This is a genomic window from Sphingomonas sp. EC-HK361, assembly GCF_902498785.1.
Classification (GTDB): Bacteria; Pseudomonadota; Alphaproteobacteria; order Sphingomonadales; family Sphingomonadaceae; genus Sphingomonas.
Genome location: NZ_LR701493.1, coordinates 1 through 21093, shown reverse-complemented (window position 1 = coordinate 21093; position 21093 = coordinate 1). Strand labels below are relative to the sequence as shown.

At 65.7% G+C, this 21093-nt stretch carries 18 protein-coding genes and 1 pseudogene; 2 read left to right on the top strand and 17 right to left on the bottom strand.

Annotated elements, in window-relative coordinates; translation table 11 throughout:
- Positions 1–11: 11 nt before the first annotated feature.
- From BOS5A_RS01500 to BOS5A_RS01475, 6 genes are all read right to left on the bottom strand, one after another.
- Positions 12–1298: a hypothetical protein gene (locus BOS5A_RS01500; protein ID WP_151953465.1), complete on the bottom strand. Its 1287-nt coding sequence runs from the start codon at positions 1296–1298 to the stop codon at positions 12–14.
- Entirely contained in the window at positions 1298–1738 is a 441-nt protein-coding gene (locus BOS5A_RS01495; RefSeq protein ID WP_199857164.1) for a Mov34/MPN/PAD-1 family protein, read from the bottom strand. The genes BOS5A_RS01500 and BOS5A_RS01495 overlap by 1 nt, the downstream gene beginning before the upstream one ends.
- A 1-nt stretch (position 1739) precedes the next feature.
- On the bottom strand, positions 1740–2501 hold the full coding sequence (locus tag BOS5A_RS01490; protein ID WP_151953463.1) for a multiubiquitin domain-containing protein: 762 nt from the start codon (positions 2499–2501) through the stop codon (positions 1740–1742).
- Between the two features lie 104 nt (positions 2502–2605).
- Positions 2606–6040, bottom strand: a complete 3435-nt coding sequence (locus tag BOS5A_RS01485; protein ID WP_151953462.1) for a UvrD-helicase domain-containing protein — start codon at positions 6038–6040, stop codon at positions 2606–2608.
- On the bottom strand, positions 6040–6609 hold the full coding sequence (locus tag BOS5A_RS01480; RefSeq protein ID WP_151953461.1) for a hypothetical protein: 570 nt from the start codon (positions 6607–6609) through the stop codon (positions 6040–6042). The genes BOS5A_RS01485 and BOS5A_RS01480 overlap by 1 nt, the downstream gene beginning before the upstream one ends.
- Entirely contained in the window at positions 6606–7406 is an 801-nt protein-coding gene (locus tag BOS5A_RS01475) for an RNA polymerase sigma factor (RefSeq protein ID WP_151953460.1), read from the bottom strand. The genes BOS5A_RS01480 and BOS5A_RS01475 overlap by 4 nt, the downstream gene beginning before the upstream one ends.
- 449 nt (positions 7407–7855) lie before the next feature.
- Between BOS5A_RS01475 and BOS5A_RS01470 the strand changes: the two genes are divergently transcribed.
- Positions 7856–11848, top strand: coding sequence for a hypothetical protein (locus tag BOS5A_RS01470; protein ID WP_151953459.1), 3993 nt, complete (start codon positions 7856–7858; stop codon positions 11846–11848).
- A gap of 233 nt (positions 11849–12081) precedes the next feature.
- Here BOS5A_RS01470 and rlxS read toward each other — a convergent pair whose 3' ends face one another.
- From rlxS to BOS5A_RS01435, 7 genes are all read right to left on the bottom strand, one after another.
- On the bottom strand, positions 12082–14058 hold the full coding sequence (gene rlxS / locus BOS5A_RS01465) for a relaxase/mobilization nuclease RlxS (RefSeq protein WP_151953458.1): 1977 nt from the start codon (positions 14056–14058) through the stop codon (positions 12082–12084).
- Entirely contained in the window at positions 14055–14339 is a 285-nt protein-coding gene (locus tag BOS5A_RS01460) for a hypothetical protein (RefSeq protein WP_151953457.1), read from the bottom strand. Before BOS5A_RS01460 ends, rlxS begins: the two co-directional genes overlap by 4 nt.
- Positions 14332–14646 carry a hypothetical protein gene (locus BOS5A_RS01455; protein WP_234419236.1) on the bottom strand — a complete coding sequence of 105 codons (315 nt, stop codon included), beginning with the start codon at positions 14644–14646 and terminating at the stop codon, positions 14332–14334. The genes BOS5A_RS01460 and BOS5A_RS01455 overlap by 8 nt, the downstream gene beginning before the upstream one ends.
- 260 nt (positions 14647–14906) lie before the next feature.
- A complete protein-coding gene (locus BOS5A_RS01450; protein WP_234419153.1) occupies positions 14907–15515 on the bottom strand; it encodes a lytic transglycosylase domain-containing protein in 609 nt (202 codons plus the stop codon).
- The gene (locus tag BOS5A_RS01445; protein ID WP_151953456.1) at positions 15503–16087 is read right to left on the bottom strand and encodes a S26 family signal peptidase; all 585 of its coding nucleotides are present in this window, start codon (positions 16085–16087) and stop codon (positions 15503–15505) included. The genes BOS5A_RS01450 and BOS5A_RS01445 overlap by 13 nt, the downstream gene beginning before the upstream one ends.
- Positions 16080–16313, bottom strand: a complete 234-nt coding sequence (locus BOS5A_RS01440) for a helix-turn-helix domain-containing protein (protein WP_151953455.1) — start codon at positions 16311–16313, stop codon at positions 16080–16082. The genes BOS5A_RS01445 and BOS5A_RS01440 overlap by 8 nt, the downstream gene beginning before the upstream one ends.
- A gap of 280 nt (positions 16314–16593) precedes the next feature.
- Positions 16594–16893, bottom strand: coding sequence for a DUF736 domain-containing protein (locus tag BOS5A_RS01435; RefSeq protein WP_151953454.1), 300 nt, complete (start codon positions 16891–16893; stop codon positions 16594–16596).
- Between the two features lie 381 nt (positions 16894–17274).
- Here BOS5A_RS01435 and BOS5A_RS01430 point away from each other — a divergent pair, with 381 nt between their 5' ends.
- Positions 17275–17490 (top strand): hypothetical protein, encoded by a 216-nt coding sequence (locus BOS5A_RS01430; RefSeq protein ID WP_151953453.1) that lies wholly within the window; start codon positions 17275–17277, stop codon positions 17488–17490.
- A gap of 15 nt (positions 17491–17505) precedes the next feature.
- Here BOS5A_RS01430 and BOS5A_RS01425 read toward each other — a convergent pair whose 3' ends face one another.
- The 4 genes and pseudogenes from BOS5A_RS01425 to BOS5A_RS01410 all read right to left on the bottom strand — a co-directional run.
- Complete coding sequence (locus tag BOS5A_RS01425) at positions 17506–18261, bottom strand: DUF3800 domain-containing protein (protein ID WP_151953452.1); 756 nt, start codon at positions 18259–18261, stop codon at positions 17506–17508.
- A 146-nt stretch (positions 18262–18407) separates the two neighbouring features.
- Positions 18408–20180 (bottom strand): ParB/RepB/Spo0J family partition protein, encoded by a 1773-nt coding sequence (locus BOS5A_RS01420; RefSeq protein ID WP_151953451.1) that lies wholly within the window; start codon positions 20178–20180, stop codon positions 18408–18410.
- Positions 20181–20265: 85 nt separating this feature from the next.
- Entirely contained in the window at positions 20266–20688 is a 423-nt protein-coding gene (locus tag BOS5A_RS01415) for a DUF2958 domain-containing protein (RefSeq protein WP_151953450.1), read from the bottom strand.
- Positions 20685–20912 (bottom strand): annotated as a pseudogene (locus BOS5A_RS01410) (zincin-like metallopeptidase domain-containing protein); the annotation flags it as partial. The pseudogene BOS5A_RS01410 and the gene BOS5A_RS01415, both read right to left, overlap by 4 nt.
- Between the last annotated feature and the right edge of the window lie 181 nt (positions 20913–21093).

Sequence of the window (21093 nt, the reverse complement as noted above, 5' to 3'; positions counted from 1 at the left end):
GTCTGTCGCACTCAGGCCGCTGTGCGCGTCGTGGACGCCGCGCAGCCGACCGGGCAGTTGGAATTGGGGGCGACAGGCATCGCGCCATAGGTCCAGCCCTCTGGACGCAGTGCGTTGATAAAGGCCTGCTGGTCGGCAAGCGCCGGTCCCTCGAGGCCGAGCGACCGAAGCCAGCGGGCGACGAGCAACAGGCCTGACAGGAGGGACACGAACGCGGCAGTCGGGATGGGCCCGGTCGGGGACGCCGCGGCGGGGTGCAGGCACCCGACACAAGCCTGCCCCGGCGTATGGGACGAGACCAGCACGGCGAACCCCTCCGTCGCGCCGACCCCCAGCCAGTATGGCGCCGCCGCCTGCACCGCCCAACGGGACGGAATGTCGTCGACGCCCACCAGCACAATAGGCGCTACCGGCATGCCCATGACGTAGCGGACGGGCTCGGGATCGATGGCAATACCTTTCGCGCGACGTGTGAGGTCCGTCACCTTGGCGATCTCCAGCGCGCTGCGCACCAGCAGCGCGTTCCGATTGAGGTTACTGAGCGCGGACACATCGTCGTCGAGCACCCGGCCGCTGCCGACCACCCCCGGTAGCCTGGCCAAAGCGAATAGCGCCGCGTTCGCGATTGCGCCGCCGCTGACAAGGTCGAAGTGCGGGAGCGAAATAGTCTTCGGCGTGTTCTCCGGCGCCAACGCGAAGGTGGCGTCTGCGGTTTCCGCATAAAGCTCATCGAAATAGTCGCGGGCGCGGGCATGGTTGGCGAGCCGCCGCATCGCGATCCGGAACGCCTCCGAGGCGACCAGCACACCGGCGCAGATGCCGCCCAGCGGCCAGTCCAACCCGGACCAACCGGCGCTTTGCGGCGCGATCCGGCCCCACCAATCACCCGCGTCGATCGCGATGCGGCGGGTAGACTCGATGCTCGTGGCGACCGTGCCAATCGTGACCGCGAGGTCAGTATTCGGCGGGGCTCCTCGGGCGATCGAGCAGCCGGGCAGCAGGTCCTGGCCCACCGCGACGATGGCGTCGATCAGGCTGCCGGGTTCGAGCGGCGGCTGCGCACCGATGGTGTCGACGTCTGCGCCGTCGATCCATACCTCATGGCCCGACCGCGCCATGGTGAGTGCTGCGGTGACGAGCGCGGTCTGCCCGGAATGCGTCGCCATCGCGTCGGCGCCCGCGTGGAGCACCACGCGGACGGAAGTCAGCGCATCGACCAAGGCTCCGTCGGGGACCGAGGCGTCGAGGTCGGTCCGCATGAGGAGGAGGGTGCGCGAAAGTGCTTCGTTGAGTGACATCAGATGAGCTCCAGATGGTCTTTGATAGGCACCTCGCGCCAGCGCCCGTCGTCATCGAGGCGCGCGAGGAACGCGCTGTCGAATCCGGTTGGGCCGAGTGCGAAGCGGGGGATAACGAGGCTGAGGAAGCCGGGTACCGCGAGGATCGGGAAGGCGTCGTCGGTCGCCGAGTGGTAGGCGGCGCCAGGGTGGGTGTGCACCTGGACACGGACGCCTTCCCCGGCATCCGCCAGCGACTTCCAGAACGATGTCAGCCAGCTGTCCTCGAGCGTGAACCCGACGGCGCTGGCGCTGTGCTTGGGATGGACCACGCGGGTCACGCGCTTCGGATCGGACCAGGGTCCGACCCAGAGCGCCTGGCATTCGCGACGACCGCCCCCGCAGGAGCGGAGGCGGTCGAAGGTCTCGTCGAACACATGCCGTGGCAGAAGCGTCGGCATGTCAGCCGCCCTGCACCGTGCGGGGCCGCAGCTGCAGGTGGGCGCCAGGCTGGACGCCCTCTTGCGCGATGGTATGCGTCGGCTCGAGCACCCGTCCCGACGCCGCATCCACCAGGACAAGGTCACCGCCCGGATTGCCGAACTGAGGCCTCACAGTTTCGATCAGCGCCGCGATCGTCTCGCCCGGCGTCACCCGCACGGTGCGGACGATACCATTGTAGCTGACGGCGATGTCGAAGCCCGCCGGCGGGTGGGGCGGGCCGGCAACGAAACGCTCGACACCCGGCTTGGCCAGGTCGACCATGCCGTCGCGCGGGACCGGGATGTCGGTTCCGCCCGGCACGTCGATGTAGAGCGCCTCACCCTCCGCCAGGTCGGCGAGCGCGTAGAGGTCGTGCCCGCTGATGTCGGGGCGGCCCCAGAGCATGTCGCGGCCGAGCAGGAACGCACGCTGCAGCACGTCGGTGCGGAAGGCCACGACGCGCTCGATGCCGCGGCCGCGAAGGTCCATCGGCTCGTCGAGGCGGATGTCCTCCATGGCGCCGCCTGGCAGGATCGCGATCAGCGCATACTGCTCGACGTCGCGGACGCCGGCGCGCTCCAGGATCTGGCGCCCGACGGGCACCGGGTCCGCGAACACCAGCTGACGGAACGTCAGGCCACCATCGCCATAGTTGAGGCGGTAGTCGGTGGTGTGGTTCAGCTCGACGCCGTCGTCCCGCATGGGACCGTCGGCGCCGCTCTCGATCTTTTCATAGTCCATCTTCGAAGCTCCAATGCGAACCCTTCCGGGGGTCCTGCACGGTCAATCGAAGCCACCTGTTGGATCGGAAAAGCGCTGGCCGTCTGTCGGCTCGCAAGGTGTGATTAGATCGTCACCATCGCGGCGCCCGCGGGCAGTGCATCGCAGATCATCAGCGCCGGGCAGTTCCCACAGCTGCGGGGTCCAGCGTTGTCGAGCTTGGGGAAGGAGCCGGCTCGGATGCCTGCCAAGGCCGCGGCGGTGATACGCTGGAAGTGGCCCTCAGCGCCCTTTTTGGGAGCAACTGTGACCCGGCGCCGGTCCGCCAGATTGAGCATCTCGACTCGCGAGCCCGACATACGCGACATCGCGCTCACCACGGCCGCGCGCACGTCGATCGCTTCCTCCGCCTTGCTCCGTTGGTGGCCGGTCTGGACGATCCACAGGACGGCCGAGCCGTTCTCGTCGAGTATCTCGTGGGCGTCGATCTCGACGAGGTCGATTCCGACCCCGATTGCGACCGTCGTGTGGCTGGCGACGGCGAGCGTTCGGCGTTCCCCTCCGTAGAATGTGACGAGCTCTACCGCGAGCTGCACGAAATCGGCGTAATAGCCATGCTCGGAAAGCTCCGGCACGTCGCATGCAGCGCGTGTCAAACGCTCGAGCTCCACCTCACTCGGAGTGGTCTGGCTCGCGGCGATGTCGCGGCATACTCTCCGCACGATGTCGTGCACCAACCCATAGGTGGTGCGGTCGGTCGCTCCGCCCGTGCGCAGGAGCTGCATGTAGAGGAAGCGCCTGGGACACTTGCGGTAAGTCTCGATCCTCCAGCCTGCAAGGCTGAGCGTCGCCGGCACCGTTATGGGGACGGCGACCGCATCCGCCGCAGCCGACGGCTCACGCGACGGCGCGGCTTCGCGCGAGGTGAGCCTGCCTGCGAGGCGTGCGACATAGGAGGATTCAGCGCGCGGCTTACGATCCTTCTTCTCGGAGCAACGGTAGAGCCGGAGTCGGTCCCGGGCCCTCGACGTCGCGACGTAGAGCAGGCAGTCTTGTTCCTCGTCGTGGCTGATCGCGAGCTCTTCGGTGACGGAACCCCGGGCGAATTCGATCATGCCGTCCGGTGGAGGACAGGCCGGGCGCCCGTAGTGAGCGGCTTTGGGCATGGTGTCAGCGTTGAGACCCGGCAGGTGGACGGACGGGAACTCAAGCCCCTTCGCGCCGTGGATCGTCAGGAGGCGGACCGCGTCGATCCCTGAGGCAGCCGCCGGCAGGTGACGCAAATCGCGGTCGTCGCCTAAGCGAAGCAGGCGCCGGACACGCCGCAGTAATGCCGGGATGGCCGGCTTCTCGCGTGCGCCGACCGCCTTCACGAAGTTCATGAACTGCCAGACCGCGATCGCCTGGGAGCTGTCCGCAGCGGAGGTTCCCGCCGCGAGGCGCGCTGCGATTGACGACCGATCGAGCAGGATGCCAGCCAGCGCATACCAGGGGTTACTCGCATATCCGACCTCGGACAGCGCGTGTGCAAGCGACGCCAGCGGAGCCGCCGCCGACGGACAGAGCGCGGCGGCCTTGTCGGCATCCAGCAGCGCGTTCGAGCCGCCTGCGGCGAGGCTCTTCAGCGCGGTCGTCGTCTCGATGACCTGTTGAAGGTCCATACGGAATTCCGGCATGCACGCTACGCGCACGAGGCCCGCGCCCCACGGATCGGTGGTCAGCGACAAGAGGCAGAGTAGGTCCTTGATCTCAGGCCGTTCGAAGATGCTGCCAAGAAAGAGCACCGGAACGCCGAGCGCTTCGAGACCACGCCCGATGACAGCGAGGCGGTCGTTGCCGGTCACCAGCACACAATGGTCTCGGTAGCGTCCACCCGCCGCGACGTCGGCGAGGATTTCGTCCGCGATAACGGGAGCGAGACATGCGTTCTCGCGGACCACGATCAACTCGGGCGTAACACCGGAAGGGCCGCGCACCGACCTCAGCGGCTCGTACGGCTGCGGCTCCGGATCGCCTTCGCCCCGGACCGGCGTCATGCCTCGCCCGAGGTGCGTGAACAGCTGCACCACCTCCTCCGTCGAGCGATAGTTCTCGATCAGGTCTCCATGTTCAGAACCGGGGAAGTCGCGGGTGAACAGCGCCATGTTGCGAGAAGAGGCACCGCGGAAGCGGTAGATCGACTGCCGCGCGTCACCGACGACCCAGAGTCCTTGGCCATCGGGCTTCAGCCCCTTCAACATGCGGATGCTCGCGCGGTTCACGTCCTGGTATTCGTCGACGAGGACGTGGGTATATTTGCCTCGGTAATGTGCCTGCGCGGCGGCGTCGTTCTCGAGCAGGTCGACCGCCAACATGACGAGGTCGCCGAAGTCGACGAAGTTGCCGGCGAGCTTGAGCTTTTCATAATGCGCATAGAGAACCGCTATCTCGGCCGCCCGCTCGGCGCGTTCGAAGGCGGCGGCCCGCGCTTCACCCTCGAGTGCGTCCGCTGCGTCACGCATAGCCGTGGCGAGCGATGCGTAGCGCGCGCAGTCGCACAACTCGTCCTGTGCCCGCGATATCGCATCGAGCATGTCCGACACGAGGGTCGTCGGGTCCTTCATGTCGCGGTGATGGCGCAGGCGGAGCCGCGGAAGCTCGTCCTCGAGCAATGCGACGGCGCTGGCGCGGTCGAGCAGGGTTGGCCGGCGGGTCCGGCCGATGCGGTCGCCGAACGCGTGCAGTATGTCGAGACCAAAGCCGTGGAAGGTGCCGATCCACATCGCCGCCAGCGCATCGCCACGCGTACCGGCGATCCGATCGGTTAGTTCGCCGGCAGCCCGGTTGGAGTAGGTGAGTACGAGGATGCGGCGAGGATCGACGCCTTCGGCGAGCAGCGCCGACACCCGCGCGGCAAGCGTCTGGGTCTTACCGGTGCCAGGCCCCGCCTCCAGCAGATAGGCGCATCCGCGGTGGTCCGCCGCTACCTGCTGGCGTTGGTTCAGCGGCTTTCGCGGGCGCGGCGCCAAATCTGCGGGGGCTTCCGGAAGGAGCAGGGCGTCGAGCATCTGCTGATAGACGACACCCTTTGTCGCGCCGATCCTGGCGGCGATCATCTCGCCGCTCATCCCTTTGCCGAGGTGCAAGTCCTTCACGAAAGGCCGCGGGAGCAGGAGTTCGCGGGCGAACAGGTCCATTTGCACCTCGCGCCGCTGACGCGGGCCATGGGCGACTACCCGCTCCTCACCCTCGGGGGCGGGTTCCGACGAGCGCTCCTGATCTGTGTCGCACGCACCCTCGCCGTCGCCGAGCAAGGCGTGTCCGAGTTCGTGGGCGATCAGAAAGGCACGGTCGAAGTCCGTGCCCTCATCCGTGTAAAGGATGAGGCCAAGCTCCGGGTCGAATCTCGCCTGAGCGTTTCCCAGCTGGGTCGCGCCCTTCTGCCTCGGTTCAGCCTCGAAGCCTGCGCGCTCGACCTCGCCGAGGACCAACTCGAGTGGCTTCCACGGATCGACACCTCGGGCAAGAGCGGCGGCGTGCAGTGCCGCCGCCTCCCGCCGCGAGGTCTCAATCGCGTCCATCAGTCACCGTCGTCCATGATCTCTGCCCGGCGCGCCTCGTCCACGCGCGCCTCGATCAGCAGCTGTTCGAACGGGACCGGCTCCTTCCGCTCAGGTCGAGCCTCGGACTTGTAGCTCGCCTGCGGGGAAGCACCTCCGATGCTCGCGCGCAGTTCGTCCACCGTTCCGCCCAGCGCTGCGGCCAGGCGGGCCAGCCACTTGCCGGGAATGGTGGACCAGATCGCCAGTCCGTCCTTTACGGCTCCGATCACCCCACGCGGCACGCCCATCGTTGTGGACACCCGGCCGTAGTCCGCGGGCCTGAGTTCCGCGAACAGGTTGCGCGGTCCCTCTTGCATAGGCCAGGTATCGAGGACCCGCGCGACGACGGCATCGATGGATGTGCGCGCGGCGTGGTCGAGCGGCAGGGGCTCGTCGGCCGGAATACGATGCATCTCGTGCGAAAGGTCGATCAGCTCCAGCGAGAATTGCGGATGGCGCTGCAGGTAGGTCGCAAGCGCGCCGTCCTGATGCGCGTCCATCATGAAGGCCTCGAGCACGGCATCCAGTGTTGGTTCCTCAGCGCTCATTGTCCCGCGCTCCCGATCGCGTCCCGCACGGCCTTCAGTGCTGCCATCTTGCGGTTATACAGCGTCTTGGGCTCAAGCCCGAGTATCTTCGCCATCTCTCCTGGCGGCACGCCTTCCCTCATCATGGTGAGAATCCTGTTTTGTTCCGTTGGTAGCGCGTCAATCGCTTCCCACGCCCTCAATCGGAAATCCTCGTCATTGCCGCGCGCAATGCCGAACAGGTCTTCCTCAGCCTTGGCCTGCTCCACTTCGAGATCGACGCGCGGATCAGAGCCATATTCAACGTAGGTGGGCTTCGGCTTCGTATCGTCCCGCTTCGGCAGGGTGGTCTTGAGGGCATCGGTGCGCAGCCGTGCGAGCGCGAGGTCGAACACGGCTTCATAGATGTCGAGCGACTCGTTATAGCCGGACAGGTCCGGGCCGAGCAGCTTGGCGAACCGGTCGACGCCGTATTCGGCCATGGCGAGTTCGAGGGTGGTCAACGGCGTTCCGCTACGACCATGCGGCATCTGCGCCCGCACTCGCTCGAGCAGGAGCCGGCACCACCGTTGGTAAGAACGCTTGTCGCCGCGGCGCGATGCGCGGCGCATCATGAAGACCAGGCATTCGCCGCGGAGCCAGCCGGGAGCGCTCCGCCGGGTGATCGCGGCCCGCTCGGGCACCTCGCGTTCGGGGAGCTCAAGAAGGCCCGCCAACAGCTGCAACGTCTCCGGCCGGCGCGTGTATAGCGTTTGGTCCGGCTTGCGCTTGCGCAGCGGCGGGATCGTTTCGGCGCCCTCCCCGTCGTTCTCCGCCATCTTTCCTCCCGTTCGATACTGTGATCCATCGCGGATCTTCACTCAACCGCGAACGCCGCCACTGCGGTGGCACCCGCTCTACATGCCTCTTCTGGGGGTAAAGCGATGGTGGTTTTTCCGATCGGAAACCGGGACTCGATTATATTCGCGCACGTGCTTAGGTTCCGGCTTTGTACCCGTCACCGTCGTCTCCCAGCTGGTCCCGCCAAATCAGAAAGGTCGCCTACAGTAGTGAGACGCCTCGAAGAAGGTCTGATCGAAAGGATTCGGAATAACCAGGACAAGCTCGACGCGACCGCCGCCAAAAAGAAAATGGCGGAGGCAGTCTCGCCAAACCCAATCATGCGCAGGACGGCGATCCACGTAGATCGTCGGACGTCATCGTCTTTATGCTGACGAGGGCGACTCTTCGCTCTCGTTCTGCACTCGATCCAATCTAATGTGAGCCGATGAACGCGCCAACCAATCCCAGCCCCGCCCTCGATAATGATTCGGGTGCCGCAGCCGCGCTGGCCGGCTACGATTATCAGCTCGACGTTTCGATCTTGGCGGCGCTGCGGATCCTTTTCGTCACCAAATCCGCCTCGCGCATCACGCTGGAGCCAGCGAATGCCGATGACATCGAGGTCGAGCTCACAGAAGATGATCCCGGTCATATCGAGACGCGGGCGGAGCTGGGCGTCACCGCCCGGCTCATCATGCAAATAAAGTTGCGCGGCGGAGATCCGTGGTCGCTCGCCGATTTCGAGCGCCTCATCAAACACGGCAAACGGCGCACGCCGGCCAAGGACCACCTCGCCGATCCCGATGCTCGGTATCTGCTCGTGACAAATGCCGATGTGTCAGGCGTGGCTCGCAAACTGCTTGTCGGGGATTTTGAGGAGCGGTCGGGAGGAGACGACTTTCCGGCCTCACTTCGTGACATCCTGCCCGACGCGCCGGAAGGGCGGGTTGCCATCTATGCCAGCCTGACGCCAAAGCTGCTCCAATACGAGCTAGAACATATACTGACCGCTATCCTGCGCGTGCCGGAGGATCGGCAGGGAGCATGTCTCGACACGCTTCGTGAGGAAGCCAAGGCGCGCATGCGCGGCACCTCACCGGGGGTTTGGGCTTATAATGATCTGCTCGGCACGATTCGCTCCCACGGCGGGTTTCTTGCGAGCGTCGCGGAACTCGATGCCTTCGTGGAACCCACAAATTTCCCCGACATGATCCGACAGCTCGAAAAGAAGAACGCGGTGGTTATCGCTGGATCGTCTGGAACCGGCAAAACGCTGGCTGCACGCGCGCTGTGCGATCAGGCGCGCAAGCGCAACGGGGCGCTCGACGTAGTTGTGGTCAATCCGAACAATGACCCCTCCAGCATCCGGCAAATCGTTCAGACGGGACCGAAGCTCTTTTATCTCGAAGATCCTTGGGGGCAGAATAGCCTGCGAATCGGCTCCGAGACCTGGACCGAGCAGCTTCCGCGCATGCTGCGCGACGCCCGTAGCGACAATCAGTTCGTGGTTACATCGCGAAGCGACATGCTGCGCGGCGCGCAAGCCGTCGGTGGTCTCGCACCATGGTCGATCGAACTGGAAGCCGATCGGTATCTCAACGGTCGTTTCGCCGAGATATACGATAAACGGATGGACCTCCTCCCGCCCGACCTTCAGGCAAAGGCGCTCAGTTTCAGACCGGATGTTCTCCGCGTGCTCGAAAAGCCTCTTGAGCTCGCCCTGTTTTTCGCCAACATCCTGTCCGGTCGCGCTGAGGGCGAGAATGACGGGCAATGGCTACATCGCCTGATCGGGCTCGCTCATCGTGATGCGGTCGAGGGCGTAGTCGACCGCTTCCTGACCCATGCCGACACAACCGGTCAATCCGCCGCGATCTGGGGCGTGCTGGCGGCACGGGGATCGTTCGATCGCACGCAGCTCGTTGCATTGATGCGGTCCTTACGGCTCGCCGCGCCTGACCTTGCCAATGGTCTCGACAAGCTGATCGACACGATGATCGCCGCGCGCCATCTTCGACAGCCGACAACATCGGTCGCCTTCGCGCATCCGAGTGTACGGGCGGGTTTCGAGAGCCATCTGAAGGCTGACCTGTTTCGATATGAGCCGGCTTTTGCAGCGCTGCTGACCGCGCTCACCACCCTCCCGCAACCGCACGTTGAGTGGGGCATGGAGACGGCCGCTCGCCTGATCGACGAAGGGCGCCGGCTCGTCGCCGGCGTCGAGGACGGTGCGTTCACCTTCGACGTTCCCGCTGCCGCCCAAGCTGCAATCGATGGTTGGCTGGACGCTGCTCTGGTCGATCCGTCTGCGGATTTTCCCAAGCTACTCCAGCTCGCCAGCGACGTAGGCAGTGAGGCTTCCAATCCATCGGAACTGGCCCGTTGGTTGTTGACCAGCGTCCAGCGCGGCGCGGCCTTTTTCATTGACCGATGGAAGGCACCGAACTTTCCCGACGCATGGTATGATCGAATTTCGCAGGATCCACGCTCCTTTCTGATCGCCGAGCGTTTCGTTCGCGATCAGCTTTCCGACGAACATGGTTCCTACGGCGCCAAATTCCCGGTGGCACTCGACCGCATCGCGACTGGGCTTGAGCCCGCCTATCTTCATGCCGCGCGCCGTCTGGTTGGCATGGGCCACGGGTCGAATATTGAGGCGGTGGTGACCGGCGCGCTACGCGATCTGACATCCTTCAAAGCGGTGTTCGAGGAGGCACTTAACGATCTTGCAGGCGATGATGCCCAGCGGGCGAAAAATGTGGAACGGTGGCGCCTCATTGCCGACGGCGAGTGCGACTATGGGTTCGAGGAATATTACACCTCCGGCCATGACGACGATGGCTATGCATCTGGCATCATCGTTGAGCTCTATATCGAAGCCCTCCGTGCGGCCGGCGATTGGAAGGAGCTGGCCGGACATAATCGCGCGTCCGAGTTCGGCTATTACTGGGCGCGCGCGATCCGCGACGCAGATGCCGCCGCCCCCCCAAGTCCCGAGGAGCTGTCAGCGATGTTCGCTGCAGCTCAGGCGGACGGACATGAGGACGCGGCGTGGGACGCGCTGCGTCAACATTGGCATTCGGAGTTCAGAGAGAAGCTCAAGCAGGCGCTGATCGCCGGCATTCCAGAGCAAAGCGACAGTCAGGCCGCCATCGCCTGCGCCATGGGCGTCGACCAGAGCCTTCTTGCCGACGCGTTCGCTTCTTCTCCAACCGCCGCCCTGCGCGTTGCCTTCCTCTGCGACCTGAGTGCCGCGCGCCGCCGTTATTCCAAGCTCCAGAAGGCCGGAATGGTGAGCCTTATTCGGGCGCTGGATCCCCCTTACCGCGAGGTCGGTTGGGCGCTGCTTCTCGGGCGGTCGCGTGCCGCGATGCTCAGCGATCAAGCGGTTGAAATTTTGCGGCAAGCAGCTGAGACGGCGCAGCCTCGCATCCTCTCGGAGGTCGTCCCGCTCCTGATTGAGGCGGGCGAGATGCCGGTCGAGACGATTCGTCGATGGTTGAATGAGACCGAGGACAAGGACCTGGCAGAGGCCGCTGCCTCCGCTGCGGTCGAGATCGAGGATGAAGAAGCCGTCACGAAGGCCCGTCAGCACGTTCGGGCGAGTGCGCGGGTCGTTGCTGTCGAGTTCTTGGTGAGCCGAACTGATCCGCCGTTCCCCGTCGAAATCCTCGCGCTGGCCGGCGATCCTGGCCGACACGTTCGTCAGGCACTGGTGCGCGCGATTGCGGCAAAGCCGCATCCCGATCACTTCCCGGTATTGCTGCGTCTGACCGGCGACACGTGGTCGGACGCCGACCCTTCACACAACGAACCTGATTCTTACCCTATCGCGCGGGAGGCAGTGGAAGGGCTTGCGGCCTACGCCCCCTTATCCGACGAGACCAGTGACCAGCTCATAAAGTTAGCGACGACCACCTCGGATCGAGCGCTCAGCCAGGGATGTCTGCGGGTCGGAGCCGGCTGCGGGTCCGCAGCAATTCGCATGAGAATTCGGGCGCTATTCGGCGACCGCGATCGTGGTTGGCTTCGGCTCGATGCGCTTGATGCCTTGGTCTTCGCCGGCACAATTGAGGACGAGCTGCTGGCGCCGTTCACGCCGGAACGGATCGTCAGGCTTGGCGCGGCGCTCGCGCCGTCGGCGGTCGTGCTGGTTTGTCACCATGCTCCGCTCGAGAGGGCTGTCGCGCTATGCGAACGCATGGCTCATTCGAACGTGGATCGTTCGCTCGCCGTTCTCGGTGCTTATTTCCTTCATGATCGAGATCCGGGAGCTGCCCAGGCAATCCTCGATCTGTTGCCCGAGGGGCATCCCGCGCGTGGCCTCTTCAGCGGAGAACAAGAACTTTTGCCTGCATCAGTCTTGGATGGGCTCGGGGATATCAAACGTCAGCGCTGGGTCAGAAAATGGATGAGCGATCGCATTGCTAACGTGTGACCCGCGGGAAACTATCGTTGATGGGGAGCGCCGCCTCATGTTGCTGTCACAGGCGTGCGTTCGTACGATCCGTGCCCCGGGCCGGCCTATGAGCAGCACGAAAGAAACACTGGCATCGCGCCGACAGCCGGGGCGCTTTTCGAACGCTGTTGCGGCTGCGCCCATTGAGCGCAGCGCCTCCTGAAGCGGTCGTCTCGAAGCCGATTGTGGGGCGCAAGCTGACATCGCCCGAATCATGTAATCTCGGGCCCTGATCGCCCGCGTCCGAACCGCCAGCTCACACCGTCGGCGCGCATGATGCCCGAGCCGGCTTTACCGAGTTGATTTTCCAGGACCGGCCGCCACGGCACCAGCGTAAATTCCCGCGACTTCTCGACCATCGCGAACCGGCCGCTGGCGAGGTCGATCCGCCGGGTGATCGTCCCCTCGATCCGCTCGCCGACGCGCGCCTCAACGAACGGCTTCCCGACCTCGCTCGAAAGTGCGTCGCCCTCGCGCAACAGTTCTCGCCTTTGCAGCAACATGAGCGCGTTGGCGCGCAGCCGCACGTTTGTCCCCTCGATGTCGGCGAGCTGCTGCTCGACCAGCCACTGTCTGCGCGCAGTCATCGCGCTTCGAACCTCCCGACCAAAACCGGCATCGCGGATTGGTAGCGGCGCTTGCGATGCGAGCTCACGATCGACCCAGGTTGCTGCGTCAGCGTCGCGCAGCCGCTCAATTGGTCTCGCTGACAGCGTCTCAACGTCCACCGGCTGGTCGCGGTGGCGACGTGCCTCGTAGGCGGCGGCACGATCGATATGATCGGGCGCAATGGTCCAACTGCCGTCGGGCTGGCGATCCACCCCAGCGCCGGCGCGGCGCATCGCCTCCAATCGGCGGATGTGGGTCTCGGCAAATGTCTGCGTGGCGGATGGATCGTGGCGCAGATGCAAGTCGGTCGAATAGCGGCCGCCATTGGCTGCCGCCACCTCGGCAACGACGCGATCGGCATCGCGGACCACCAGGCTGCGCGCCGACACACGGACGACCGCGCCCTCGGCGATCGGTGCGACGGCATCGCCGCGTCCGATGTCGACATAGTGGGCGTGGCCATCCACGCCATCGACGAGCAGATAGTGGCGATCGCGATGCTCGTCGGCGAGGCCACGGGCGATTACGCGTCCGACGATCGGTTCGGGATCGGTCTCGCCCGCGCCGAACAGGCTGCGACCGAGCCAGGGCCGCTCGAGCTTTCGTGCGGTCAACTCGCGTTGCATCGTGCGGATGATGTCACCCCGTTCGCCGAGCGTTCGCAGCGTCGCTTCGAGATCCTCGGCGAGTTGCCAGCGGCCGGCGCCGACATTCTCTGCCAGCCCCAAGCTGGCGAGCTTCTGCAACCGGCCCGCTCGGAGCGCCTGCTGGAAGGGGTCGCGGTCTGCCGATGTGACCAGGCGATCGGCGTCCATCGACCGGATCAGACGGCGGTCGATCGCCGTCATCCGCTCCTCACCGATATCGTGACGAAGCCGCGCCTCGATCTCTTGGTCGGTGCGTGGTCCAAGATCGAGCGTCACCAGCTCGGCCGCGCGCTCGCGGATGCCGTGGGAGATATATTCGCGGGCGATGATCAGATTCTGACCCGTATCGTCCACGCCGCGCAGCATGATGTGGGTATGCGGATGCGCCGTGTTGAAATGATCGACCGCGACCCAGTCGAGCCTGGTCCCAAGATCGCTTTCCATCTGCGCCATCAGCCGGCGGGTGAACGGCTTGAGGTCGGGATATTCCGACCCGTCCTCGGCCGAGACGATGAAGCGGAACTGGTGGCGGTCGCCATCGCAGCGCTGGAGAAAGGCCTTGCCGTCGGCCGTGTCCTGCTCGGCCGAATAAAGTTCGCCCGGCGCCCCTTCGCGCGTGACGCCATCGCGCTGGATATAGCGCAGGTGAGCGCGCGCCGCTGGCATGCCCTTCGCGCCGATGCGCACGAGCCGGGTCTTCACGACCGCGCGCCGCGCGCGCAAGCCGCTGAACCGATCGCGGCTGGAAAGCAGCCGCCCCATGCTGGCGCCGCGGCCGATCCGGCTGCCGTCGAACCGCCGGCTTCTGATCGCGCCCTTCTCGGCCGATCGGATCGCGGCGCCGACGATGCGGCCAAGGTAGCGCCGCGCCTTCTTGCCGCTCCGCTGTCGCTGCCGGCCGAGCCGAGGGGTGAAATCCTCGTCGTCGCTCATCGCTGAGCCCCTGCAGGACTGTGAATCTCGGGATTGCCGAGCAAAAATGGCGGATTTCCGCCGATCTTCACGAGCATGTCTCGCGCGCTGCGCGGCATGTCTCGTAAAAAAACGATGTGCAGACAACCACTTGGCAATGCCTTGGAGGCATTGCCTTTCTCTTGCTTTCGCCTTTTCCCTTCTTCCTGTCCCGATCCTCCCGCTCGGATCAAAAAGAAAGCCGGGCCACGATGCCGATCCGGCACCGCGACCCGGCCTGAAAAGATGTGACGATCAGGCATCCGCAAACGCCGCCAATGCCCGGCGCCGCCGCGTGAATTCGCGCTTTCCCATCAATCCGTGCGGGTTTCCGTCGCCATCGACGATCATCACCGCGACGAACCATTTGCCGTCCAGTCGTCCGAAAATCCGTACCCGATCGAGGTCGATTTCGTCCTCGTCGACGCTCTCGAACGCGCCGATCCAGCGCTCCATTTCTCGTGCATCCCAGAGGAAATCGCTCTCTTCGGCCTCCAGAAATCGATGCGCCAAGGCCTCGCCGGCGCCGTGCCCGAACTCGATCTCGAGCCCTGAAACCAGCGCCGCCATCACGCGATCCGCCGCCACCGATATGGGTTGAAACATGGTCATGATGATCTCCATCGCTTGCGTTCCCATCATCGAGAACAACGTGGAGAAGACGGGTGGCGGAGCGGCTGTCAGGGCCGCGGAGCGAAGCGCAGCGCCGCGCAGCGGACGTGGGGGGAACCGATTTGCGCAGCAAATTGGGGGGCACCCGCGGGCCTTGAGAGCCGCTCCGCCAGCCGTCATGCTAGGCCTATCGAGACGAGCCCCTCCAACGCCCGCGATCATGGCACGTCCTTGCGAACCGCGAACAACGAAACCTGCTCGCGGGCGGGATCGGGGGCTACGATCTGCGCGGAATTGTCCCGCCGCACCACGAACAGACTCGGCGATGGCGCTGGGACGTCAGCAGGCTGCGGTGGTCGCTGCGCGCCGCCGACCGTGCCCAGATAAGCGATGGTCTCGCCGGGCAAGCGGCGTTTCCCGGCGAGCCATTCGGCATAGGCGCCCGGGCCGGCATTATAGGCGCCGAACAGCCCAGGATAACCGAACCGGTCGTACATCAGCCGGAGATAGAAGGTGCCGGCGAGAATATTATCGCGCGGATCGTCCGGATTGGCGCCGAGCGCGAGCCGCGCACGCATCTCGGCCCAGGTCGCCGGCATCAGCTGCATGAGGCCAATCGCGCCCGCGCGGCTGCGGATCGGCCGACCATTGAGCATGGTCAGGCCGTTGCTTTCGGCGCGCATGACCCGTTCGATCCAGCTGGCCGGGATGCCGAAGCGGGCCGATGCCTCATCGATATAGATCGTCCAGCGCGCGACCTCGTCGGCATGCGCCGGCGTCGCGACCAGCATCAGGGCGGCCGCCGCCAATCGCCTCAGTGCGTCCACAGCGGACGCGCCTTGCCGATGATCTGGCTGCTCTCGGTGAGCCCGAAATAGCGCCCGTCGAACGATGCCGGACTGCTCGTCATCAGCAGGAAGAACTGGTGTCCGCGGAGCCGCACGCAGCCGCTCCACCAAGGCATCGGACGCCCGCGCGGATCAGCCGCGACCCGCTCAGCAGCCCATCGACCGTTGATGAAAATCTCCTGTCCGAGCGCGCAAATCTCGTCGCCCGGTCCAGCCGCAACGCGCTTCACGAGTGGGACGTTGGCCGGCAGATAACGGCGGCTGGCGGCGAATGTGCGCCACGCGTCGGGCAGCCAGGCGATCACCATTTTGCCGGGCTCGACGTCACTCCCCGGCGTCACGGCATAGAGCCCGACCGGGGCGCTGGCGCTGGCGTTCCAAACGAGGCGCGGTGACGGCGGGAAGGCCGTCGTCAACCCCAGAATCGCAATACCGGCGCCGATGATCGCGATGCGACGGCCGAGCCGGCGGCGCTTGTCCTTGTCGGCGCGGAGCTGGTCGCCCCAGGCGAGGAGCGGCAGCTCGGAGCGGTGATCGGAGCGCCTAGTCATGGCGCTTCTCCCCCACCGCCTGTTCCTCGGACCAAGCGTCGAGGTCGTCGATGTGATATTGCACGAAGCGGCTGTGGAGGCGGAAAACCGGCCCCTTGCCGTCGCGCCGCAAGCGCCGGAGCAAACGGCCCGAGATCTTCAAATAGGCCGCCGCCTGATCAGTATTGAGATAGGGGGAGCCGCGTTTGGCGCGGTTCGCGCGCGAGATGTCGTCGTCATTATCCATATTGGCTGTCCGATGTTGGTCTCGGACGGCTGGGTGCCGTCCACGGCCCCGGGGATGGAGGGCGCGGCATCCGACAGGGAGTGTCGGAATCGGGGAGACCTTTTTCGACACACCCCGAATGAGAGCGGTGCGGGTTAGGTCGGGTGGCACGGGTCCGGAAGCCCCGCGCGACGGAAAGCGGACACAAGCAAACGCCCCCGCCTGCAAGGTCCCTCGCGAGCTATGGCAAATCCGGCTCACCGCTCGAACCCCGCGCGCCGAAGCGCGCGGGGCACCGTATTCAGCGCGACCAGATGAGCTTGTGCTCGCCATTATCGCCTTGCGTCAGGGTGGCGTAGATCGGCGCCGAGAAGGACGGATCGTCGAGCTTGAGGCTCAGATATTCCGCGCCGGTGTCGCGCGCCGCCTTGGTCCAGCCCGCGCCGAACTCGACGCCGCCGGCGCTCACGCGATGGTCCGGGGCCTTCTCGTTCTCGCGGTCGACGGGCCGGATGCTGGCCTTGACGCGCAGCGTCAGGGTCCGGATTTCGCCGTTGTAGACGCCGCCTTCACCGCGGGTGAACGTGCCGATCTGTGCCATGATAACCTCCATTCGATGTTCCGACGCCGCCCCATGCGGCCTCGATGCGGTTGTCAGGCCGCTGGTCGGACGGCGCGCACCGACAGGCCGAAGCGCAGCGGAGGACGGCCGGAAGCCGGGCTTCTTGCCTCGCGAGGAAGGCGCGGGCACCGCGCCGGGGAAGAAGGTCGGCGTGGCCGTTGCGCGCCAGAGGACGGACTGCGGCAAACCGCAATCGATCAAGGCCGCCGGGGCAGCGGGCGAACGGAATGGAGTGGGTGGGACGCACGGATCGTCGGCGATCGCGAATGGGCGTCGAGCCGCAACCGGCGGAAGCCTGACCCGAGTCGGTCGCTGGCCTCAGCGTCCCCCGCCGCTAGACGATCGGACAGGGTGCATGTGATGACGGTACTGGATCAGGTTCGCGGGTTGATCGAACGGCTGTCGCCCGAACCGATCTGCGACGACTGCATCAGCGAGCGGCTCGGACTTTCCGTGCGCCAGCACGCCAACCACAAGACGCGCGAGCTGGCCGGCACGCGAGGGTTCGAGCGCCGCAAGGAGCACTGCTCGATCTGCGGAAGCGAGAAGAAAGTGATCCGCTATCGGACGAAATGAGGTCTCGGGCCGCCGTCAGGCGGCAAGCGGTTCGGCAATTAGCAGCAACTCGAAACGTCCTTCGAACGATGCCACCGTCTTCGCAGCGATCTCGTCGAATGGTCCGCCATTGCCGGCGTAGAGCGCGTGGCGCTTGAGGAGGTAGCGCCGCACGGCATAGGCCGCCATGTCGGCGATCTGGAGGCCGACGACCTTGTGAGATTCGACCGAAATCGCTCCGCCGCCAAGCAGATCGCCCGGGGACTGGATCGCGTGGAGTGCCGGACCCGGGCTGTTCTTGTCCCGGTCGATCACAAGGATGGCGGTCGAGCCGACCAGATAATCCGCCATGCAGGACAAAAAGACGGTCTTGAGACTGCGCTTATAGTCGGCAGTTATTAGACCGCCCGATTGGGCGACGAACCCATCATGATCTTGTTTCGAGAGGTAGAGGTAAGGAATCCGGGATCCGGCCATGTCCAGGGCCTGGGCCAACCGCTCGAATGCCTCGACTCGAAGGTCGAACGGCACGTCCCGCCACGGTGTGCTGGCCTTCGGGTTGACGACTTCTGTCGCGTGCAACTCGGGCAGGCCATTCACCTCCAGGAACGTGCTGAGCGCTTCGGCGACGGGTCCATAGACCTCGGACTGCACCACAACGGCAACGTGGAGCCGCAGGTTCGCCACGAGCGTGGCCGTCGCCTGTTCGGTCAGGTTGGTTTCGTCGCAGAAAGCGAGCGTGCGGCCAGACTCGGGCAAGTCCTGCAGAATCGCTTCGAGGGTTGCGGTCATAACGCGCCCCGATAGCCTGTTTGGTGATCCCGCTCACGTCGGAGAGTCGAAGAAAATCCGCGCGCCGACGCCGGAACGGCGGAGGCGCGCGGCCGATTTTTGAGGGTCGAAATGAAGCGGGCGGGGCTTCCCCCGCCCGTTATCAATCACGCCGCTTCGGCGAACGGCTCGATCTGCTCGTCGGGTTCAGGCACGGTCGCGACATCGCGCGCGGCATCGACCTTGGCGTGGGCCGCGACGGTGCCGACACCGCCGCGCGTGGTGTAGGCGCTGGGCGGGAACTGCATCCAGCGCGGCACCCACCGCTCGACCTTGGGACGACCGTCATTGCCCTCCAAATGGTCGGCGATGATCCGCTTCAAGGTCTTGGACTTCTCGCCCGCATTGGCGCTGGCGACCGTCTCTCCCGCCACCTCAGCGACCATCCGGCCCAGCACCTCGCGGTCGCGGATCAGGCCGAACAGGGCCTCGTCCGCCTGCCACCAATCGGCCATGTCGATGCCGATTTCAGTGCCGACCGCAGCGACGGCGGCGCTGCCCGCCGCCAGCGTTTCGCCGATGACGACCGCGATCACCTCCATTACGGCAGGATCGGGAAGCTCGACGAGGCGCAGGAACACGCCCGCCACGCCATAGTCGTCGCCGTTTCCCCCGGTCACGGTCGGTTCCTCCGAAGAGAAGCCGAGCATGTCCAGCACGGCGCGGCGGCGCTCGTCGAACACCGTTTCGCCGCGCGCGGTTTCGAGGCTTTCGCGCACCTCATCGTTGCGCGTGGTCTGCGGTTCAGGCGACACCCGCCACAGGTGCGAGCCGACCAAGGCGTGGGCGACCATCAAGCGGAGCGCCACCTCGGGCCGGGTCAGCAGCGCGGCGCGGACAGCGGCGTGACGGTGCAGATCGACATAGGTCTGCAAGGTCGAAGTCAGTTCGGGGCGCTGCGGCTTCGCGCCTTGGGGAGCCTCGCCGCTGGCGACGCGGCGGGCTTCCTTGCGGGTCAGATAGCCTTCGTGGAAGGTCACCTCGCCGGTCGAGCGGACATTTACATAGACGCGCCCGCCCTTGCGCTTGGGGGCCTTCTCATATTCCCACGAATGGAAATGCTCGGACGCGGGGACGATCACGACATCGCTCCAGCCGTCCTCCAGATAGGCCGCGCGCCGGGCTTCGATGGCTTCATTCTGCGCGGTCCAGAACGCCTCGGGGTCCGCGAAATAGCGGTCGTCGCCGAACAGGTCGGCGACGGTCGCGCCCGCATAGGTGGCGAGGTCGAACAGCGCCACCTTCGCCGCGATCGACTGCCCGCCGAACAGCCACGCCTTCAACTGATGGCCGGTCGGCGTGTAGTTGTCGGGGTCGTCGTAGAGCGCCAGCCACGCCTTTTGCTGGCTCTTGCTGGCAAGGGTCAGGTGGCGGACGGTGGTGCGGTCGATCTTCTCGTCGCGGTAGAGCTGGCGGATGCGCGGCAGCAGATTGCCGAGCGCCAGCACGCGGCGGATGGTGAGGTCGGGAAGCCCGAAGGTGGCCGCGATGTCGTCCACCTCGCGGCCTTCCTTGACCAGCCGGGTGAAGGTTTCCCACTGGGTCACCTCGTCGGGGTCGAGCCGCGCCAAGTTCTCGATCAGCGAGGCTTCGAGCGCGGCGGCATCGTCGCCCGCCTCCATGATCGCGGACGGCACCCGGCCAAGCTCGGGGTCCGCGCCCTCGTCGGCCTGCGCGATGCGAGCGGCATGAACGCGCCGCCGCCCGGCGACGAGTTCGAACCGGCCCTCGGCCACGCCGGGGCGCAGGATGACCGGCACGATGATGCCGCGCTTGCGGACGGTCGGCAGGATGTCGGACACATCGGGAGCCTTCCTGCCATGGCGCATGTTCACGGCGCTGTCGTCGATGTTGCCAATGTCGATGAATTCGAGTTTCATGACTTCACTCCTTGTGAGTGCCGGTCCGTCGTTCTTTGCGGGAGGGCGGATCGGCTTACGGATTGGCGGCAAACGGCCGCCTGCGTCATCCGCCGCTTGGCGGAAGCTCGGGGTCCGCACCGCTTTGGGCGGCACGGTGAAGCAAGGTTTCGGCCCAAGGAATGGAACCGGCGCGGCGCGCCCACACCGACCAGACGGACAGAGGGTGCGGCGTCTCGAAACCGATGTCGCGCTCGATGCCGAGGCCGAACGGCAGGCGAACCGAGGCAATCTCGGACAGGTTGAAATAGCCGAGTTCGGGGCATCCGAAGCCAAGGTCAGCGAGGCCGAACAGGGTGTCGTCGTCCTCGGCCAGTTCGGTCGCCAGCCACGTCGCCGCGCCCACCGGATTGAACAGTTTCAGCACCGGTACGGGATCGGGTTCGGGCACCTCGTCACGCTGGGCGGCGCGGTGGTTGATGGCGTTCGCGCGCAGCGCGAAACGCAGGTCGGGGGTCAGGAGGATCATGCCGCGATCCTCCCTTCGATGAGCGCTTCCTGCGCCTCGCGGTGCCGGGCGAGCAGCCAGTCGGCGGCCTTGGTCGCGGCGCTGGCGGCGCGGAAGATGGCGCGATTGTCCTCGCGCAGCACTTCCAGCCATGATCCGATATAGTCGGCGTGGCGCACGGTCGGCACGATGCCGAGCGCGGCGCAGAGGAAGGCCGATCCCATCTCGGCGACCAGTTCCTCGCGCGTGTCCGCCGTCAGCGCCAATGGCACAGATTTGAGGTTGTGATGTAAGGAGGGTTTGGGCTTCGTCGTAGTGACGAAGGAACGAAGATGAAGCCCAAATCCTCCAATGCAAAATCGCTGGTGAAGGCCTCTGCCGAGCGGGTGGTGAAGGATATCCGGCGGCAGACCCGCCGCCATTTCT

Bases quoted from the DNA above. Each gene is read 5' to 3' on its own strand.
- BOS5A_RS01455 (WP_234419236.1), bottom strand. From the start codon at position 14,646: ATGGCGGCGCTGGTTTCAGGGCTCGAGATCGAGTTCGGGCACGGCGCC.
- rlxS (WP_151953458.1), bottom strand. From the start codon at position 14,058: ATGAGCGACGACGAGGATTTCACCCCTCGGCTCGGCCGGCAGCGACAG.
- BOS5A_RS01425 (WP_151953452.1), bottom strand. From the start codon at position 18,261: ATGACCGCAACCCTCGAAGCGATTCTGCAGGACTTGCCCGAGTCTGGC.
- BOS5A_RS01460 (WP_151953457.1), bottom strand. From the start codon at position 14,339: ATGCCTGATCGTCACATCTTTTCAGGCCGGGTCGCGGTGCCGGATCGG.
- BOS5A_RS01490 (WP_151953463.1), bottom strand. From the start codon at position 2,501: ATGGACTATGAAAAGATCGAGAGCGGCGCCGACGGTCCCATGCGGGAC.
- BOS5A_RS01475 (WP_151953460.1), bottom strand. From the start codon at position 7,406: ATGGCGGAGAACGACGGGGAGGGCGCCGAAACGATCCCGCCGCTGCGC.
- BOS5A_RS01470 (WP_151953459.1), top strand. From the start codon at position 7,856: ATGAACGCGCCAACCAATCCCAGCCCCGCCCTCGATAATGATTCGGGT.
- BOS5A_RS01485 (WP_151953462.1), bottom strand. From the start codon at position 6,040: ATGGACGCGATTGAGACCTCGCGGCGGGAGGCGGCGGCACTGCACGCC.
- BOS5A_RS01445 (WP_151953456.1), bottom strand. From the start codon at position 16,087: ATGACTAGGCGCTCCGATCACCGCTCCGAGCTGCCGCTCCTCGCCTGG.
- BOS5A_RS01495 (WP_199857164.1), bottom strand. From the start codon at position 1,738: ATGCCGACGCTTCTGCCACGGCATGTGTTCGACGAGACCTTCGACCGC.
- BOS5A_RS01435 (WP_151953454.1), bottom strand. From the start codon at position 16,893: ATGGCACAGATCGGCACGTTCACCCGCGGTGAAGGCGGCGTCTACAAC.
- BOS5A_RS01420 (WP_151953451.1), bottom strand. From the start codon at position 20,180: ATGAAACTCGAATTCATCGACATTGGCAACATCGACGACAGCGCCGTG.
- BOS5A_RS01500 (WP_151953465.1), bottom strand. From the start codon at position 1,298: ATGTCACTCAACGAAGCACTTTCGCGCACCCTCCTCCTCATGCGGACC.
- BOS5A_RS01430 (WP_151953453.1), top strand. From the start codon at position 17,275: ATGACGGTACTGGATCAGGTTCGCGGGTTGATCGAACGGCTGTCGCCC.
- BOS5A_RS01480 (WP_151953461.1), bottom strand. From the start codon at position 6,609: ATGAGCGCTGAGGAACCAACACTGGATGCCGTGCTCGAGGCCTTCATG.
- BOS5A_RS01415 (WP_151953450.1), bottom strand. From the start codon at position 20,688: ATGATCCTCCTGACCCCCGACCTGCGTTTCGCGCTGCGCGCGAACGCC.
- BOS5A_RS01440 (WP_151953455.1), bottom strand. From the start codon at position 16,313: ATGGATAATGACGACGACATCTCGCGCGCGAACCGCGCCAAACGCGGC.